This is a genomic window from Streptomyces sp. NPDC048191 (assembly GCF_040652655.1).
GTDB lineage: Bacteria > Actinomycetota > Actinomycetes > Streptomycetales > Streptomycetaceae > Streptomyces.
The window spans coordinates 159,986-176,875 of the sequence record NZ_JBEZMO010000012.1; the positions used below are offsets into that span (position 1 = coordinate 159,986).

Annotated in this window: 17 protein-coding genes; 9 read left to right on the forward strand and 8 right to left on the reverse strand. The window is 72.3% G+C overall.

All coding sequences use genetic code 11. The features are described 5' to 3' along the window. Positions 1-90: 90 nt before the first annotated feature. Positions 91-798, forward strand: coding sequence for a MerR family transcriptional regulator (locus AB0D93_RS21080; RefSeq protein ID WP_362121379.1), 708 nt, complete (start codon positions 91-93; stop codon positions 796-798). Here AB0D93_RS21080 and AB0D93_RS21085 read toward each other — a convergent pair. The 3 genes from AB0D93_RS21085 to AB0D93_RS21095 are packed head-to-tail and all read right to left on the reverse strand — an operon-like array spanning position 784 to position 5,426. Beyond that, positions 784-2,967 carry a 3-hydroxyacyl-CoA dehydrogenase NAD-binding domain-containing protein gene (locus tag AB0D93_RS21085; RefSeq protein WP_362121381.1) on the reverse strand — a complete coding sequence of 728 codons (2,184 nt, stop codon included), beginning with the start codon at positions 2,965-2,967 and terminating at the stop codon, positions 784-786. The genes AB0D93_RS21080 and AB0D93_RS21085 overlap by 15 nt on opposite strands. Before the next feature lie 41 nt (positions 2,968-3,008). Beyond that, complete coding sequence (locus tag AB0D93_RS21090) at positions 3,009-4,223, reverse strand: acetyl-CoA C-acetyltransferase (protein ID WP_362121383.1); 1,215 nt, start codon at positions 4,221-4,223, stop codon at positions 3,009-3,011. A 42-nt stretch (positions 4,224-4,265) separates the two neighbouring features. Then, complete coding sequence (locus tag AB0D93_RS21095) at positions 4,266-5,426, reverse strand: CaiB/BaiF CoA-transferase family protein (protein ID WP_362121385.1); 1,161 nt, start codon at positions 5,424-5,426, stop codon at positions 4,266-4,268. Between the two features lie 351 nt (positions 5,427-5,777). On the opposite strand from AB0D93_RS21095, the gene AB0D93_RS21100 reads away from it, so the two are divergent. Together AB0D93_RS21100 and AB0D93_RS21105 are read left to right on the forward strand one after the other, a co-directional pair. Then, positions 5,778-6,977: a saccharopine dehydrogenase NADP-binding domain-containing protein gene (locus AB0D93_RS21100; protein WP_362121386.1), complete on the forward strand. Its 1,200-nt coding sequence runs from the start codon at positions 5,778-5,780 to the stop codon at positions 6,975-6,977. Between the two features lie 118 nt (positions 6,978-7,095). Then, positions 7,096-7,284, forward strand: coding sequence for a hypothetical protein (locus tag AB0D93_RS21105; protein WP_362121388.1), 189 nt, complete (start codon positions 7,096-7,098; stop codon positions 7,282-7,284). On the opposite strand, the gene AB0D93_RS21110 is transcribed toward AB0D93_RS21105, so the two are convergent. Continuing rightward, complete coding sequence (locus AB0D93_RS21110; RefSeq protein ID WP_362121390.1) at positions 7,248-7,988, reverse strand: endonuclease V; 741 nt, start codon at positions 7,986-7,988, stop codon at positions 7,248-7,250. The genes AB0D93_RS21105 and AB0D93_RS21110 overlap by 37 nt on opposite strands. A 60-nt stretch (positions 7,989-8,048) precedes the next feature. Between AB0D93_RS21110 and AB0D93_RS21115 the strand changes: the two genes are divergently transcribed. Beyond that, a complete protein-coding gene (locus tag AB0D93_RS21115) occupies positions 8,049-8,345 on the forward strand; it encodes a YciI family protein (protein WP_362121392.1) in 297 nt (98 codons plus the stop codon). A gap of 10 nt (positions 8,346-8,355) precedes the next feature. Here the strand turns inward: AB0D93_RS21115 and AB0D93_RS21120 are convergent, their stop codons facing one another. Together AB0D93_RS21120 and AB0D93_RS21125 are read right to left on the reverse strand one after the other, a co-directional pair. Beyond that, on the reverse strand, positions 8,356-8,694 hold the full coding sequence (locus AB0D93_RS21120; RefSeq protein ID WP_362121394.1) for a plasmid stabilization protein: 339 nt from the start codon (positions 8,692-8,694) through the stop codon (positions 8,356-8,358). Between the two features lie 60 nt (positions 8,695-8,754). Further along, positions 8,755-9,858, reverse strand: coding sequence for an oxidoreductase (locus AB0D93_RS21125; protein ID WP_362121396.1), 1,104 nt, complete (start codon positions 9,856-9,858; stop codon positions 8,755-8,757). Between the two features lie 209 nt (positions 9,859-10,067). Between AB0D93_RS21125 and AB0D93_RS21130 the strand changes: the two genes are divergently transcribed. Then, positions 10,068-10,484, forward strand: a complete 417-nt coding sequence (locus AB0D93_RS21130; RefSeq protein ID WP_362121398.1) for an SsgA family sporulation/cell division regulator — start codon at positions 10,068-10,070, stop codon at positions 10,482-10,484. A gap of 122 nt (positions 10,485-10,606) precedes the next feature. Here the strand turns inward: AB0D93_RS21130 and AB0D93_RS21135 are convergent, their stop codons facing one another. Continuing rightward, a complete protein-coding gene (locus tag AB0D93_RS21135; RefSeq protein ID WP_362121400.1) occupies positions 10,607-11,443 on the reverse strand; it encodes an isocitrate lyase/phosphoenolpyruvate mutase family protein in 837 nt (278 codons plus the stop codon). A 368-nt stretch (positions 11,444-11,811) separates the two neighbouring features. On the opposite strand from AB0D93_RS21135, the gene AB0D93_RS21140 reads away from it, so the two are divergent. The 3 genes from AB0D93_RS21140 (at position 11,812) to AB0D93_RS21150 (ending at position 15,487) form a co-directional block, all read left to right on the forward strand. Next, positions 11,812-13,437 (forward strand): ABC-F family ATP-binding cassette domain-containing protein, encoded by a 1,626-nt coding sequence (locus AB0D93_RS21140; RefSeq protein WP_362121401.1) that lies wholly within the window; start codon positions 11,812-11,814, stop codon positions 13,435-13,437. Positions 13,438-13,578: 141 nt separating this feature from the next. After that, positions 13,579-14,355 (forward strand): dimethylargininase, encoded by a 777-nt coding sequence (gene ddaH, locus AB0D93_RS21145; RefSeq protein ID WP_362121403.1) that lies wholly within the window; start codon positions 13,579-13,581, stop codon positions 14,353-14,355. Positions 14,356-14,512: 157 nt separating this feature from the next. After that, positions 14,513-15,487, forward strand: coding sequence for an acyl-ACP desaturase (locus AB0D93_RS21150; protein WP_362121405.1), 975 nt, complete (start codon positions 14,513-14,515; stop codon positions 15,485-15,487). An 80-nt stretch (positions 15,488-15,567) separates the two neighbouring features. Here the strand turns inward: AB0D93_RS21150 and AB0D93_RS21155 are convergent, their stop codons facing one another. Then, positions 15,568-15,813, reverse strand: a complete 246-nt coding sequence (locus AB0D93_RS21155) for a WhiB family transcriptional regulator (protein ID WP_362121407.1) — start codon at positions 15,811-15,813, stop codon at positions 15,568-15,570. A 272-nt stretch (positions 15,814-16,085) separates the two neighbouring features. Here AB0D93_RS21155 and AB0D93_RS21160 point away from each other — a divergent pair, with 272 nt between their 5' ends. Next, positions 16,086-16,877 (forward strand): VOC family protein, encoded by a 792-nt coding sequence (locus tag AB0D93_RS21160; RefSeq protein ID WP_362121409.1) that lies wholly within the window; start codon positions 16,086-16,088, stop codon positions 16,875-16,877. The last annotated feature ends 13 nt before the right edge of the window (positions 16,878-16,890 follow it).

Below are 16,890 nucleotides of genomic sequence, written 5' to 3' on the forward strand. Positions count from 1 at the left end.
ACAGCGTTACTTCTCACACGATCCACTCGGAGTTCGCACGGTGTTCACCCGAGGTCTCACACCATGGGTGAGACAGCGATACTGCTGCACATGACGACCGAACTCGGAGAGACGCCCCTCACCATCGACGAGCTGGCCGCCAGGACGGGCGTCACGGTCCGCACCGTCCGCTTCTACGGCAGCAAGGGTCTGCTGCCGCCACCGGCGATCGGTCCGCGACGGGTGGGGCAGTACGGGCCCGAGCACGTGGCGCGGCTGGCCCTGATCGAGGAGTTGCAGCAGCAGGGCATGACCCTGTCGGCGATCGAGCGGTACCTTCGGCAGCTGCCCGCCGACCTCACCCCGCACGACCTGGCCATCCACCGGGCGGTGGTCGCGTCCTGGGCGCCGGACACGGTGGACACGGTGTCGCGGCGGGAACTGGAGCGCCGGGCGGGACGGCCGCTCGCCCCCGGGGACCTGGAGCGGCTGGGGGCGATGAACGTCGTCATGGAGGCGGAGGGCGACACCTACCGGGTGGACTCGGGGCTGTTGCGGCTCGGGGTCCAGCTTCTGGACGTACCGCTGTCGCACGAGGCGATCCTCGCGGCGCGCAAAGTGCTCACCGAGCACTCGCGCGCCGCCGCCCATGAGCTCGCCCAGCTCTTCCGGGGCGAGGTGGCGGAGCGTGACGCCCGGGACGTGAAGTCCCTGTCGGCGCACATGCACCCCTGGGTGGTGCAGGCGCTGCTGACGACGTTCCAGCGTTCGCTGCGGGAAGAGCTGAGCGGGTGGGTCACCGGGTCAGGAACGGACTGAGTCGCTGAACGGCTCCCCCTTGCCGGCCTTCTCCACGAGCAGCGCCGGCGGGGTGAAGCGCTCGCCGTAGGCCTCGGCGAGTTCCCGCGCGCGGGCCACGAATCCGGGCAGACCCCCTTCGTAGCCGTTGATGTACTGCAGGACTCCGCCCGTCCAGCCGGGGAAGCCGATGCCGAGGATCGAGCCGATGTTGGCGTCGGCGACCGAGGTCAGGACGCCCTCCTCCAGGAGGCGTACGGTGTCGAGCGCCTCGGCGAAGAGCATCCGCTCCTGCATGTCCCGGAACGGGATCTCGTACCCGGGCCGGGTGAAGTGCTCGCGCAGGCCCGGCCAGAGTCCGGCCCGCCTGCCGTCCTCCGTGTAGTCGTAGAAACCGGCGCCGCCGCTGCGGCCGGGGCGGCCGAACTCGTCGACCATGCGGTCGACGACCGCCTCCGCCGGGTGCGGGGTCCAGGTGCCGCCGGCCTCCTCCACGGCCCGCTTCGTCTCGCCCCGGATCTTGCGCGGGAGGGTGAGGGTCAGCTCGTCCATGAGGGAGAGGACCTTGGCGGGGTAGCCGGCCTGGGCGGCGGCCTGTTCCACGGACGCGGGCTCGATGCCCTCGCCGACCATGGCGACGCCCTCGTTGATGAAGTGGCCGATCACCCGGGAGGTGAAGAACCCGCGCGAGTCGTTGACGACGATCGGCGTCTTGTTGATCTGCCGGACCAGGTCGAAGGCCCGGGCGAGGGCCTCGTCGCCGGTGCGCTCGCCCTTGATGATCTCCACCAGCGGCATCTTGTCCACGGGCGAGAAGAAGTGCAGCCCGATGAAGTCGGCCTGGCGCTCCACACCCTCGGCGAGCGTGGTGATGGGCAGGGTGGAGGTGTTGGAGCACAGCAGCGCGTCCGGGGCGACGACGGACTCGATCTCCTGGAACACCTTGTGCTTGAGCGCGGTGTCCTCGAAGACGGCCTCGATGACCGCGTCGCAGCCCGCGAGGTCGGCCGCCTCGGCGGTGGGGGTGATCCGGGCGAGCAGCGCGTCCGCCTTCTCCTGGCTGGTACGGCCCTTGGCGACGGCCTTGGCGCACAGCGTCTCGGAGTAGCCCTTGCCCTTGGTCGCCGCTTCCAGCGAGACGTCCTTCAGGACGACCTCGATGCCCGCGCGGGCGCAGGAGTACGCGATTCCCGCTCCCATCATGCCGGCGCCGAGGACGGCGACCTTGCGGACCTGGCGGGGCGCGATGCCCCCCGGCCGGTTGGCGCCGGAGTTGACGGCCTGGAGGTCGAAGAAGAACGCCTGGATCATGTTCTTGGCGGTCTGCCCGGTGACCAGCTCGGTGAAGTAGCGGGTCTCGATGGTGATCGCGGTCTCGAAGTCGACCTGGGAGCCCTCGACGGCCGCGGACATGATGTTGCGCGGGGCCGGGTACGGCGCGCCGTTCGTCTGCTTGCGCAGATTGGCCGGGAACGCGGGCAGGTTGGCGGCGAACTTCGGGTTCGCGGGGGTGCCGCCCGGGATCCGGTGGCCGGGGACGTCCCAGGGCTGGTGCGACTCGGGGTGGGCGTCGATGAAGGCGCGGGCCCTGGCGATCATCTCCTCGGGCGTCGCGGCCACCTCGTGGACCAGGCCGTTGTCGAGGGCGCGGCGCGGGCTGTACTGGGTGCCCTGCAGCAGCACCTTCAGCAGCGCGTCCGTGATGCCCATGAGGCGCACCGTGCGGGTGACGCCGCCGCCCGCGGGCAGCAGGCCGAGGGTGACCTCGGGCAGGCCGATCTTGGAGCCGGGGGCGTCCAGGGCGATGCGGTGGTGGGAGGCGAGCGCGATCTCGTAACCGCCGCCGAGGGCCGCGCCGTTGATCGCGGCGACGACCGGCTTGCCGAGCGTCTCGATGCGGCGCAGCGCGGTCTTGATCTCGGTCGCGGTGTCGAAGACCCGCTGGGCGTCCTCGGGACCTGCCTTGATCATGTCCTTGAGGTCGCCGCCCGCGAAGAAGGTCTTCTTGGCGGAGGTGTAGATGATGCCGCGGATGGAGTCCTTCTCGGCCTCCGCGCGCGCGGCGATCGCCGTGATGGAGGCCCGGAACGCCTGGTTCATGGTGTTCGCGGACTGGTGCGGGTCGTCCAGGACGAGGGTGACGACACCGGTGTCGTCCTGCTCCCAGCGGATGGTGGTGCTCTCGGTCATGACAGTCGTCTTTCGTAGAGGTCCGGTGATTCCGCGGGAGTTCAGACGCGCTCGACGATCGTGGCGATGCCCATACCGCCGCCGACGCACAGGGTGGCGAGGCCGTAGCGCTTGTCCTGGCGCTCCAGTTCGTCCACGAGGCTGCCGAGGATCATCGCGCCGGTCGCGCCGAGCGGGTGGCCGAGGGCGATGGCGCCGCCGTTGACGTTGACCTTGTCCAGGGACAGGCCCATGTCCTTGACGAAGCGCAGCACGACCGCGGCGAACGCCTCGTTGATCTCGACCAGGTCGATGTCGTCGATGGTGAGGCCGGCCTTCGCCAGGGCCTTGCGGGTGGCGGGGGCGGGCCCGGTGAGCATGATGGTCGGCTCGGAGCCGGAGACGGCGGCGGAGACGATCCGGGCGCGGGGGGTGAGGCCGTAGCGCTCGCCGACCTCCCCGGAGCCGATCGCGACGAGCGAGGCGCCGTCCACGATGCCGGAGGAGTTGCCCGCGTGGTGGACGTGGTCGATCTTCTCCACCCAGTGGTACTTCTGCAGCGCGACCGCGTCGAAGCCGCCGAGTTCGCCGATGTCCGCGAACGACGGCTTGAGCTTCGCCAGGGAGTCCGCGGTGGTGCCGGGGCGCACGTGCTCGTCGTGGTCGAGGACGACCAGGCCGCTGCGGTCCCTCACGGGGACGACGGAGCGGTCGAAGCGGCCTTCCTTCCAGGCCGTGGCCGCACGCTCCTGGGACAGGGCCGCGTACTCGTCGACGTCCCTGCGGGAGAAGCCCTCGATGGTGGCGATCAGGTCGGCGCCGATGCCCTGCGGCACGAAGTTCACGGCGAGGTTGGTCATCGGGTCGTTGAACCAGGCGCCGCCGTCGGAGGCCATCGGCACCCGGGACATGGACTCCACACCGCCCGCGAGGACCAGGTCCTCCCAGCCGGAACGGACCTTCGCGGCGGCCAGGTTGACGGCCTCCAGGCCCGAGGCGCAGAAGCGGTTCTCCTGCACGCCCGCGACCGTGTCCGGCAGTCCGGCGGCGACCGCGGCGATCCGGGCGATGTCGGAGCCCTGGTCGCCGACCGGTCCGACGACGCCGAGCACGATGTCGTCGATCGCGGCCGGGTCGAGGCCGGGGAAGCGGTCGCGGATCTCGTGGATGAGCCCGACGACCAGGTCGATGGGCTTCGTGCCGTGCAGGGCGCCGTTCGCCTTGCCGCGGCCGCGCGGGGTGCGGATCGCGTCGTACACGTACGCTTCGGTGCTCACTGGTGTGCCTTTCGGGAGGGTGGGCCGAGCGGGTGGGCCGGGTCAGTCGGCGTCGGGGGCCGGGACGTCGTTCAGGGGTGCGCGTGTCCCCCAGTCCCGCGCCACCGCCTCCGTGTCGGCACCCGGCAGGGCGGGGCCGGTACGGACGGACGTGGGGGTGGCGGAGAAGCGGGGGGCGGGAGCGGGCTGGGTGAGGCCGGCGTGCTCGGTAAAGGTGCCGCGGGCGGCCAGGTGCGGGTGGTGCGGGGCCTCGCGCAGGGACAGCACGGGGGCCACACAGGCGTCGGTTCCCTCGAACACCGCCGTCCACTCGTCGCGGGTGCGGGACTTGAAGCGGGCGGCGACGCGCTCGCGCAGCTCGTCCCAGCGGGTGAGGTCGTGGTGGGCGGATGCCAGGTCGTCCAGGCCGATCAGGCGCAGGAACTCCGCGTAGAACCGCCCCTCCAGGGCACCGACCGCCATGTACTGCCCGTCGGCGGTCTCGTAGGTGCCGTAGTAGGGGCAGCCGCCGTCGAGGAGGTTGGCGCCACGCCGGTCCTGCCAGCCCCCGGCCGCGAGCATGCCGTGGATCATCGCGGACAGGTGGGCCGTGCCGTCGACGATGGCGGCGTCGACCACCTGGCCGCTGCCGGTCGCGCGCGCGTGGTGCAGGGCGGCGAGGACGCCGACCACCAGGTAGAGGGAGCCGCCCGCGTAGTCGCCGAGCAGGTTGGCGGGGAAGACGGGCGGCTCGTCCGGCCGGCCGGTCATGCCGAGGGTGCCGGTGAGCGCGATGTAGGCCACGTCGTGGCCCGCGCGGTCGGCGAGGGGGCCGTCCTGCCCCCAGCCGGTCATGCGGCCGTAGACCAGGCGGGCGTTGCGGGCGTGGCAGTCCTCGGGGCCGACGCCGAGGCGCTCGGCGACACCCGGGCGGTAGCCCTCGAGGAGGATGTCCGCCCGCTCGGCGAGGTCCAGCACGCGCGCGGGGCCGTCCGGCGCCTTCAGGTCGATCACGATCGAGCGCTTGTTGCGGTTGGTGACGTCGTACGCGGGGTCGATCCCGAGGCCGGGGCCGCCCGGGCGGTCCACCCGGACCACGTCGGCGCCCAGGTCGGCCAGGAGCATGCCGGCGAACGGGCCGGGCCCGATGCCGGCCAGCTCGACCACGCGCACACCGCGGAGCGGGCCCGTGCCCGGCCCCGCCGGCGTCCCTGCCGTCGTCATGCGTCCAGCCCCCAGCCTGTATGACACAACCGATGTAACACCGGTGATGCTAAGAACACGTTCCACCGGACACAAGACCTAACGAGCAAGCGCTTAGTCAAGTGCCCGGCTCCGTGCGGTTCACCCGGGAGAGTGAGAGGCGCGTGCGCCGCGGCCTGCGCCGGGCGCCCCAGGAGACGTGCCGCGGACGACACCGTCGCGTACGGGTGCGAAGGCGCGCGCTTTCTCCCGCTTCGTCAGGGCGTTCCTGGCTGTGGCCACCGCTGCCTCCGGGCTGGTCGTCTTCACTCGTCCTCCTCACGCTAGCCTCAGCCACCGACAGCGGCGCGGGCTGCGGGACCAAGGGGTGTCATGAGCAGGCTGAACAGGACGGATCGTCCCTATGACCTCGTGCTCTTCGGAGCCACCGGCTTCGTCGGCACCCTCACGGCGGAGTATCTCGCCGCGCACGCGCCGCACGAGCTGCGCTGGGCGGTGGCGGGCCGCGACGAGGGGAAGCTGGAGCGGCTGCGCCGGCGTCTGCCCGGCGGCGCGGACATCGGCGTCCTGCGGGCCGACGTGAGCGAACCCGCGAGCCTGCGCGCCCTCGCCGAGCACGCGCGCGTAGTCGCCACGACCGTCGGGCCGTACGTGCTGTACGGCGAGGAGCTGGTCGCCGCCTGCGCGGACGCCGGGACCGACTACCTGGACCTGACCGGCGAGCCGGAGTTCGTGGACCTGATGTACGTCCGGCACGACACGCGCGCGCGGGAGACGGGCGCGCGCCTGGTGCACGCCTGCGGCTTCGACTCCGTGCCCCACGACCTGGGCGTGTACTTCACGGTCCGGCAACTGCCGGAAGGGGTGCCGCTGACCGTGGACGGGTACGTGACCGCCGACGCGGCCTTCTCCGGCGGCACCCTCGCCTCGGCGCTCAACCAGTTCGCCCGCGGCCGACAGCTGCTGGCCGCGGCACGCGAGCGGGGCCGGCACGAGCCGCGGCTGATGGGACGCCGGGTCACGGCGCCGACGGGCGCGCCCCGGTTCGCCGCGGAGGTCGGCGCGTGGGCACTGCCGTTGCCGACCGTCGATCCGCAGATCGTGCGCCGCTCGGCGAAGGCCCTGGAGCGGTACGGCCCCGACTTCCGCTACCGGCATTACGCGGCGGTGCGGCGCCTGCCGGTCGCGCTCGGCTCGGTCGCCGCCGTCGGCACGGTGCTGGCGGCCGCCCAACTACCGCCCGCGCGGCGCTGGTTGTCGGGCCGGCTGCGGCCGGGGGACGGGCCGAGCGCTCAGAAGCGGGCGAGGAGCCGGTTCGCGGTGCGGTTCGTCGGCGAGGGCGGCGGGCGGCGCGTGTTCACCGAGGTCTCGGGTGGCGACCCCGGCTACGACGAGACGGCGAAGATGCTCGCCGAGGCGGCCCTGTGCCTGGCCTTCGACGACCTCCCGCCGACGGCCGGGCAGGTCACCACCGCGCAGGCGATGGGCGACGCCCTGACCGAGCGGCTGCGCGCCGCGGGGATCACCTTCCGGGTCGCGGCCGTCGACCCGGGTGCCTCCTCCCGCGTTTGAGACTTTCACCGCCGGCAACCGCCGGTCATCCGCGTCCGCTGCCGGAAAAGTCTCACAGGGTTCTTCAATGAAACGATGGAGGCCCAGGCCGCGGAGCCGGAGGAGGCGGGAAGGCATCATGAAGTTCGTGCTCGAAGTGACCGTGGACGAGGGGGCGTCGGCGCAGGACCGCGCCGGTGAGCTGGGGCGCATCCTGCGCTACTGGGGCGGGAACCTCCGTCACTACGCCCTCGAAGCGGGGGACGGCTCGGCCGTCCACGACTCGGCGTATCAGGAGGTCGGAGCCTGGCGCGTCGTCGCCTCCTGAGCACCGCCCGTGGCGTCCTGTGCCGCCTCCCGCAGCGCGCGGCGGCACAGGGCGTCCGCCCGGCGCGTGGTCTCCGGCAGCCGGTAGCGCGGGGTCAGGGCCAGGGTGTGGGCCACGGCGTTGTCCAGGCTCACCCGGTGGCCGACGGAGACGAAGACCGGTTTGACCCCGTCCCGCGTGCGCAGCGCGCGGCCGACCTCCTCGGTCCCCGCGAGCAGCGGAGCCGAACCGCCCCGCCGCGGACCGGGCTCGTCGTACGTGAAGGTGAACGGGTTCTTCGCGACGCCGATGACCGGCAGGCCGGTGAGCACGCCGAGGTGACTCGCGAGACCGAAGCGGCGCGGATGGGCCAGCCCGTAGCCGTCGCACACGACCAGGCCGGGCAGGCAGGGCAGCCGGTCCAGGGCGGCCCGCACGGTGGGGATCTCGCGGAAGGCGAGCAGGCCGGGGACGTACGGGAAGGAGACCCGGCCGACGGCCGTCGCCTCGGCCACCACGTCCAGGGTGGCCGCGTCCAGCACGACGGCCGCCGCGGCGACGAGGTCGAGCTCGTCGTCGTAGGCGACGTCCACCCCGGTGACCCGGCCCGTCCCGGGCTCCGGTCCGCGCTCGCCGAGCAGCACCCGCCCGCGCAGTTCGTCCTGTACGGCGCGGGCCTCGTCCTCGGTCGCGGGCCAGCCCGCGGGTACGCCTACGGTCGTCATGGTGACGTCGACTGTACGGGCCCGAGGGCGGATTGCCGGAGCCGGGGTAGGCTCGCGATCATGTTCGTTCTGGACCTGACCTACACCGCACCCCTCGACGCCGTGGACGCGCTGCTGCCGGACCACGTGGCGTGGCTGGAGGAGCAGTACGAGAAGGGCTTCTTCCTCGCCTCCGGGCGCAAGGACCCCAGGGACGGCGGGGTGATCCTCGCCGTCGCCGAGGACCGCGCCCGGATCGAGGAGGTCGTGGCGGTCGACCCGTTCGTCGTCGGCGGCGTGTGCGCGTACCGCATCACGGAGTTCGTCGCCACGAAGACGGCTCCGGAGCTGGCCCGCCACCGGCAGACACTGGACTGATCCTCGCCGGTCATCCCTTCTTGGCGTTCAGCGCGCGCTGCAGCTGGTCCTTGTTCATGTTCGAACGGCCTTCGATGCCGCGCTGCTTCGCCTCGTTGTACAGCTGGTCGCGGGTCGGGCCCTGGGAGCCGGCCCGGTTGCCCGACCGCTGACCGCCGCGCCTGCCGGACGACATGTCCTGCGTCGAGCTGCGGCTCGCGGTCCTGGACTCGCCGGACCGGGCGCGTTCCTTGTTGACCGTCCGCGCGGCGATCTCCTTGGCGCGACCGGCGCTCTCGCCCCGGTCCTGCGCGCTCTTCTTGATGTGCTCGTACTGACGCTCGCGCTTGGAGCTGGAACCGGCGGGCATGACCGCTCCCTTCGTCTCGTTTCCCGTGCGGGACGAGTACCCGGGTTCCGGGCTCCTACCTCAGCGTTCCAGCCGCGCCACCCTCCCCTGCTCGCCGGCCGCCCAGCAGCTGAGGTCGGGCGTGCAGTCCACGGTGTCGTACGAGCCGGTGTCGATCGTGCGCCAGGTGCGACCGGCGTCGGTGGTGAGGTCGGTGCCGGTGGGGCCGACGGCGAGTGCGGCGGTGCGGCTGTGCGGCAGCCAGGCGGCCCCGGAACGGTAGGCGGGCGGCGGTGTCGCGGCCGGGGTCCAGGTGCGGCCGCCGTCGGCGGTGACCGCGGCGGCCTGCGGCGAGGCCTGGTCGGGGCGGTAGTCGCCGCCGACGGCGAGGCCGTGGGCGCGGTCACGGAAGGCGAGCGCGAAGACGCCCCTGGCGGGATCGCCGGCCGGCACCGGCGTGCCGGTGGCCGTCCAGGTCAGTCCGCGGTCGGCGGAGTGCAGCACGCGCGCGTGGGCGCCGCCGCCGGTGGCCAGCCAGACGTCCTTCGGGCCCGAGGTGACCAGGCACTGGCCGCTCGCGGCGAAACCCGCCTCACCGTCCAGGGCGGGCGGCATGCCGTCCGCAGGCAGAACCCGCCAGGAGCGGCCGCCGTCGCTCGTGGACAGGATGCGGAACCTGCCGTCCACGGGGTCGCTCATCGCGAGGCCGTGCCGGCGGTCGAAGAAGGCCAGGCAGTCGTAGAACGCCTTCGGGTCGGTGTTGCGGAAGGACTCCGTCCAGGTCGCCCCGCCGTCGTCGGTGCGGTAGACGCGGGACGTCTCGCCCTCGCCGATGGCCAGCACGACGGCGCGCCGCGCGTCGAACGCCTCGACGTCCCGGAACTGCAGGTCCCCCGCACCCGGCGGGGAGACGTTCCGCCAGCTCGCTCCGCCGTCCGTGGTGCGCAGCACGGTGCCGGCGGTGCCGGCCAGCCAGGCGGTGTGCCGGTCGACGGCCGCGAGGCCCCGGAAGCGGACCTGCGGGGTGCCCGGGTCCTTCGCCGCCCAGTGCAGACCGCCCTGCCCGAGGGGCCCGGCCTCGGCCGCCGGGACGGTCAGCGCGGCCAGTGCCGCTCCGCAGGCCACCCCCGCCGCCACCAGTCTACTCGTGCGTCCCCTGCGTCGCGTGCTCCCCAAGCGCCTCATGCCGGGCGAAGCTAGTCCACCGGTCCGGCGCCGTCCAGAGGCCAACTGCCGGTCGTCGCGGGCGAAACCACCGGTCCCGAGCGGTGCATGAACGCGGTGACCGAGGTCACTCGTCCCTCCTGTGCACGGATCGGCCGGATCCGTCGTCTCTTCCATTGCCGGGTGCCGCACACCCGGGCGTAGTCCAGCCGTCACGAGGGAGCAAGGCGTTGTCCACCGTCATCGAGCAGCCCGTAGAGGCCCGTCTCGTCGCCGCCGCACCGCGCATGCCGAGCATTCCCGCCACGCTGCGCTACGACCGACGCGATCCGTTCGCCGTCGTCATGACCTTCCCGGCCCCGGCCACCCTCGAAGGGGTCGACGTGTGCTGGACGTTCTCCCGCGAGCTGCTCTCGGCCGGTCTGCAGGGGCCCGAGGGCCACGGCGACGTCCGGGTGCGGCCGTACGGCTACGACCGCACCGTGCTGGAGTTCCACGCCCCCGAGGGCACCGCGATCGTGCACGTGCGCTCGGGCGAGATCCGGCGCTTCCTGGAGGCGACGAGCGCGCTGGTGCCCGTCGGCCTCGAACACCTCCAGCTCGACCTGGACCACGGCCTGGCCGAACTGATGCGGGACGCCTGCTGAGGGCCACGCCCGCGTGAAGCCGCGGGTGCGGCCACGCGTATGTGATGCCCGGGTGCGCGGCGACACCGGCAGGGGCAGTGCGGACCCGCCGGCCGGGCGCCACGCGCGCGTGGCGGGCGCGTTCAGCTCGTCGTACGCGTGAGCAGCGAGTTCAGCTCGCCGTAGTCGTATCCGTCGGCCAGCGCCCCGTAGGTCCCCGTCTCCAGCAGCTCCCTCGTGGCGCGGCGGACCAGGGCGTGGGCGGCCTGGGCGAGTCCGGCGCCCGCGCTGATCCGGGCCACACCGAGGGCGGCCAGGTCGGCGACGGACGGCGCGCCGGGGAAGACCATCACGTTGACCGGGCCGTCGACGCCCGCGACCAGCTCCTTCACCGTCCCCGGGTCGACGGCCCCGGGGACGAAGATCCCGTCGGCGCCCGCGGCGCGGAAGGCCGCGGCCCGTTCCAGGGTGACGTCCACTCCCCCGGCGCCGCGCAGGAACGTGTCGATCCGCGCGTTGACGAACAGCGGCACGCCGACGGCGTCGGCGGCCTCACGGGCGGCGGCGATCCGCTCCGCCTGTTCGGCGACGGGCCGCAGCGGCTCCCCCTCCGCGTGGCGGGCGTCCTCGATGTTGACGCCGACCGCACCCGCGGCGAGCACGGCCCGTACGGTGTCGCCGACCCCGGCCGGGTCCGGGGCGTATCCGGCCTCGATGTCCGCGCTGACCGGGACGCTCACGACGGCGGTGATGCGGGCCACGGCCTCCAGCGCGCGGTCGCGGTCGAGCCGGTCGCCGTCGGCGGCGCCGAGCGCCCAGGCCAGCCCGGCGCTGGTGGTCGCGACGGCCGCGGCACCGGCCTGGGCCACGACGGCGGCGCTGACCGCGTCCCAGGCGTTGGGCAGCACGAGCGGCCGGCCGGGTACGTGCAGGGCGTGGAAGGCGAGGGCGGTTTCGCGGAGCGGATGCTGATGCGTCATGGACTCAGCCAAACATGCGGCGCGAACCGGGGCTGGCAGGAATCCGACACGTGCGTGCGACGGCGGCCCACCTGTTCGAGGAGCGCCGATCCAGGCCGGCGATCAATTGCGTTGACAGCCACCGGGCACCCTTCTACGGTCTGTACCGGTCCTGTTGCCGCCGATTGGAGAAGGACGTTGCTCGTCTGAGGTCCTGAGACATCGCGTCGCACCGATGAGGTGTGCGCGGCGTACGACCTCGGCGTCCGAGCCGTCCTCCGGCACAGGCCTTTTTCGTGGCCTCCTCGTGCCCCACGGCCCTTCGGTTCCCGCCTCGCGGTGTCTCGACATGCGCCCACCGACCGCACGAAACCCTTCGCGAGGCCCTCATGTCATCCTCCCTCACCTGTACGTCACTGTCCTTCACCTGGTCCGACGGCACCGCCGTGTTCGACGGCCTGGACATCGCCTTCGGACCCGGCCGGACCGGGCTCGTCGGCATCAACGGATCGGGCAAATCAACCCTGTTGAAGCTGCTCACCGGTGAGCTCACCCCCACCGACGGCACCGTCAAGGTCACCGGCGAGGTCGGTTACCTCCCGCAGAACGTCACCCTCGACACCGCGCTCCGCGTCGACCGGGCTCTCGGTATCGCCGAACGGCGGGCCGCGCTGCACGCCATCGAGGCGGGCGACGCCGCCGAGGAGCACTTCGAGGCGCTCGGCGACGACTGGGACGTGGAGGAGCGCGCCCTCGTCACCCTCGGCGAGCTGGGGCTCGGCCACATCGGCCTGGACCGCACGGTCGGCGAGGTCTCCGGCGGCGAGTCGGTGCTGCTGCGGCTGGCCGCGCTGCTGCTGCGCCGCCCGGACGTGCTGCTGCTGGACGAGCCGACCAACAACCTCGACCTGTACGCGCGCCGCCGGCTCCACCAGGCCGTCGCCGCGTGGCCGGGCGTCCTGGTCGTGGTCAGCCACGACCGGGAACTGCTCGACCTGGTCGACCAGATCGCCGAGCTCCGCTCCGGGGAGGTCGCCTGGTACGGCGGCAACTTCTCGGCGTACGAGGAGGCCCTGGCCGTCGAGCAGGAGGCGGCGGAGCGGATGCTGCGCGTCGCCGAGGCCGATGTGCGCAAGCAGAAGCGCGAACTGGCCGACGCCCAGGTCAAACTGGCCCGCCGCAAGCGGTACGGCCAGAAGATGTGGGACTCCAAGCGCGAACCGAAGATCGTCATGGGTGCCCGCAAACGCGCCGCCCAGGAGTCGGCGGGCAAACACCGCATCATGCACGAGGAGCGGCTCGCGGGGGCCAAGGAGCGCCTGGACGAGGCGGTGGAGGCGGTACGGGACGACGACGAGATCCGCGTCGACCTGCCGTACACGGCCGTACCACCGGGTCGGCAGGTACTCACGCTGGAGAACCTGCGGATGGCTCACCACGCGCGCGCCGAGGGCGTTCTCGATCTGCGCGGCCCGGAGCGGATCGCCCTCGTCGGCCGCAACGGCGCCGGAAAGACGACGCTGCTGCGGACCGTCGCCGGGGAACTGCCTCCGGTGGCCGGCGAGGCGCGTGCGCACGTCCCGCTGCGCTTCCTGCCCCAGCGGCTGGACGTGCTGGACGACGAGCTGACGGTCGCCGAGAACGTGGCCCGGTTCGCGCCGGGAGCCACCAACAACCGCGTCCGGGCACGCCTGGCCCGCTTCCTGTTCCGGGGCGCGCGGGCCGACCAGAAGGCGGCGACCCTGTCGGGCGGCGAGCGGTTCCGGGCGGCCCTGGCCGCGCTGATGCTCGCCGAGCCGGCGCCCCAGCTCCTGCTGCTCGACGAGCCGACCAACAACCTGGACATGGCGAGCGTGCGGCAGCTGACCTCGGCCCTGGAGTCGTACGAGGGCGCGCTGCTCGTGGCCAGCCACGATCTGCCGTTCCTCGAGTCGATCGGCATCACCCGCTGGCTGCTGATGGAGGAGGGAGAACTGAAGGAGATCGCACCGGAGGACGTCGGGGATCCTGTCTAGCTTCGGACGCGATGCGACGTCTCAGGAGGGGCACAGCCTGACAACGAGGGTTTTGTCCTGGCCCGAGCGGACTGCATGATGGCCAACCGGCGCCGCGTTCACCGGCGCCGGCAACCGCACCACCGATTCGAAAGGTCCCTCGTGCCCAGCAAGAAGGCCCTCGTCCGCCGCCCCAGCCCCCGCCTCGCCGAAGGCCTGGTGACGCACATCGAGCGGGAGAAGGCCGATGTGGGGCTCGCCGTCGAGCAGTGGGAGGCCTACGTCGAGGCACTGCGCGCGCACGGCTGGGAGACGATCGAGGTCGATCCGGAGGACGACTGCCCCGACTCGGTGTTCGTCGAGGACACCGTCGTCATGTACAAGAACGTGGCGCTGATCACCCGGCCCGGCGCGCAGTCCCGGCGCGCCGAGACCGCGGGCGTGGAGGAGGCGGTGGCCCGCCTCGGCTGCTCGGTGAACTGGATCTGGGAGCCGGGCACGCTGGACGGCGGCGATGTCCTGAAGGTCGGCGACACGGTGTACGTCGGCCGGGGCGGGCGCACCAACGCGGCCGGGGTGCAGCAGTTGCGGGCGGCGTTCGAACCGCTGGGCGCCCGCGTGGTGGCCGTCCCCGTGAGCAAGGTGCTGCACCTGAAGTCGGCGGTGACCGCGCTGCCCGACGGCACGGTGATCGGGCACATCCCGAAGGTCGACCGGCCGTCGCTGTTCCCCGGTTTCCTGTCGGTGCCGGAGGAGTCGGGCGCGCATGTGGTGCTGCTCGGCGGGCACAAGCTCCTCATGGCGGCGAGCGCCCCCAAGACCGCGGAACTGCTGACCGATCTCGGCCACGACGTGGTCACGGTGGACATCAGCGAGTTCGAGAAGCTCGAGGGCTGTGTGACGTGCCTCTCGGTACGGCTGCGCGAGCTGTACATCTGACGGCCTGTCCGGACGCGGTGAACAGCACTCTTTTACAGCGACCTTAACCTACGGGTTCGTAACCTACGGCTTCGTAGCCTACGATCTCGTAGGTTTCCCGGCACCGCTCGCCGGACAGTCCGCTTGCCCCGTTGTTCGGCGTCCCCCTGGAGTTCCCGTGACGATCACCTCCCCCCACCTCGGCAGCCCGTCCGCCTGGACCGACACGCGGCTGCTGTTCGCACTGGAGGAAGTGGTCGAAAAGGAACTTAACCGGCATCTGACGGTCGCCAAGGACTGGATGCCGCACGAGTACGTGCCGTGGAGCGACGGCCGCAACTTCCCCGGCCTGTTCGAGGACGGCGAGGCCTGGGACAAGGACCAGTCCAAGGTGACCGAGATCGGCCGCACCGCCCTCGTGGTCAACCTGCTCACCGAGGACAACCTGCCGAGCTACCACCACGAGATCGCCACCCTCTTCGGCCGCGACGGCGCCTGGGGCACCTGGGTGCACCGCTGGACCGCGGAGGAGGGCCGGCACGGCATCGTGATGCGCGACTATCTGCTCGCCTCGCGGGCGGTGGACCCGGACAAGCTGGAACGTTTCCGCATGGCACACATGAGCGAAGGCTTCGAGTCCGACAACCGGCACTCGATGCTGCACTCGATCGCCTACGTCGCCTTCCAGGAACTCGCCACCCGGATCTCGCACCGCAACACCGGCCACCAGTCCGGCGATCCGGTCTGCGACCGCATGCTGGGCCGCATCGCGACCGACGAGAACCTGCACATGGTGTTCTACCGCAACCTGCTCAAGGCGGCCTTCGAGCTGGCTCCCGATCTGACGATGCAGGCCGTGCGGGACGTGGTCGTCGACTTCCGGATGCCCGGGCACGGCATCCCCGGCTTCGAGCGGGCCGCCGCGCAGATGGCCATCGGCGAGGTCTACAACCTGCGCATCCACCACGACGACGTGCTGCAGCCCGTGCTGCGCTTCCTGAAGGTCATGGAGATCGACGGCCTCGGCGCCGAGGGACGCCAGGCCCAGGAGGAACTCGGCCTGTTCATGGGCGGTCTGAACGCGGAGGCCACCAAGTTCGACGAGAAGCTGGCCGCCCGCAAGGCCCGCATGGCGGCCCGGGCCGCAGGCTGACGCACACCGGCCCCCCGACGCCCGCCGGACCCGCCCATCGGCAGCTCCGGCGATCGTCGGCGGAAGAGGCCGGGAAGACGTCAGGAGGACGTGCGGCGCAGGGCGAGGCGTTCCTTCTCGGACAGTCCGCCCCAGACGCCGAAGCGCTCGTCGTTGGCGAGCGCGTAGTCCAGACACGCGGGGCGCAGCTCGCACATGGCGCAGATGCGCTTCGCCTCGCGCACCGAACTGCCGGGCTCGGGGAAGAAGAAGTCCGGCCCGGTCTGCGCGCACAGGGCCTGCGCCTGCCAGGTGTCGTGGGCCGGGATGATCGTCTCGGAGTGCATGACCAGGATCGTGCCGCGCGTCGAAAAACGTTCGATCAACGCCGGGTCAACGCCGACGACCGGGGCCTCCGGCCGACCCGATGATGCTCCCCGGCACCGCACCGGCGCACGGCGGCGCGCGGAACGCCGCGAAAACCCGGAGAACGCGCCCGGTGCCCCAGGGTGAGAGCGGTCCGCCCTCCGGCGCGCCGGGCCGCTGCGGCGGCGATTGTCAGTGGGGGGTGCCAGACTCGGCAGTGCACAGGACGGGACCCCTTTCGAGGAGGGCGAAGATGCTCACCACCCGTTTCGTCAACGGCGCTCCGAACTGGATCGACGTCGCTTCCCCCGACATCGACGCCGCCGTCTCCTTCTACGGCGGCCTCTTCGGCTGGCACTTCGAGTCGGCGGGGCCCGACGCCGGAGGCTACGGCTTCTTCCAGCTCGGCGGCAGGACCGTCGCGGGCGGCATGCGGTCCGGCCCCGGTCAGGGCCCGCCGGCCTGGACCGTGTACTTCCGGAGCGCGGACGCGCAGGCCACCGCCAAGGCGGCCGAACAGGCCCACGGCAGCGTGCTGTTCCAGCCGATGGACGTGCTGGGACAGGGGCACATGGCGGTTCTCGCCGACCAGGCGGGCGTGCCCTTCGGGATCTGGCAGCCGGGGCAGACCAAGGGCGTCGACGTGGCGGGCGAGCCGGGCTCACTGTGCTGGGTGGAGCTGTACACGGCGGACGTCGCGGCGGCCGCCGCCTTCTACCACCGGGTGCTCGGCCTGGAGACCTCCGGCGTGCCCTTCCCGGGCGGGACGTACACCTGCGTCAACCCGGCCGACGGCGGGGAGGACGCCATGTTCGGCGGGATCGTGCCGCTGGCCGACGCCCCGGCCGAGGCGGAGGGCGGTCCGTACTGGCTGCCGTACTTCGAGGTCGAGGACACCGACACGGCGGTCGACAAGGTGCGGCGGCTCGGCGGCACGGTGCGCATGCCGGCGACGACCATGGAGGGCGTCGGCCGCATGGCCAAGTTCACCGATCCGAACGGCGCCCGCTTCGCGGTGATCAAGAGCGAGTCGCCGCAAGGGTGAGGCAGGCCCGGGG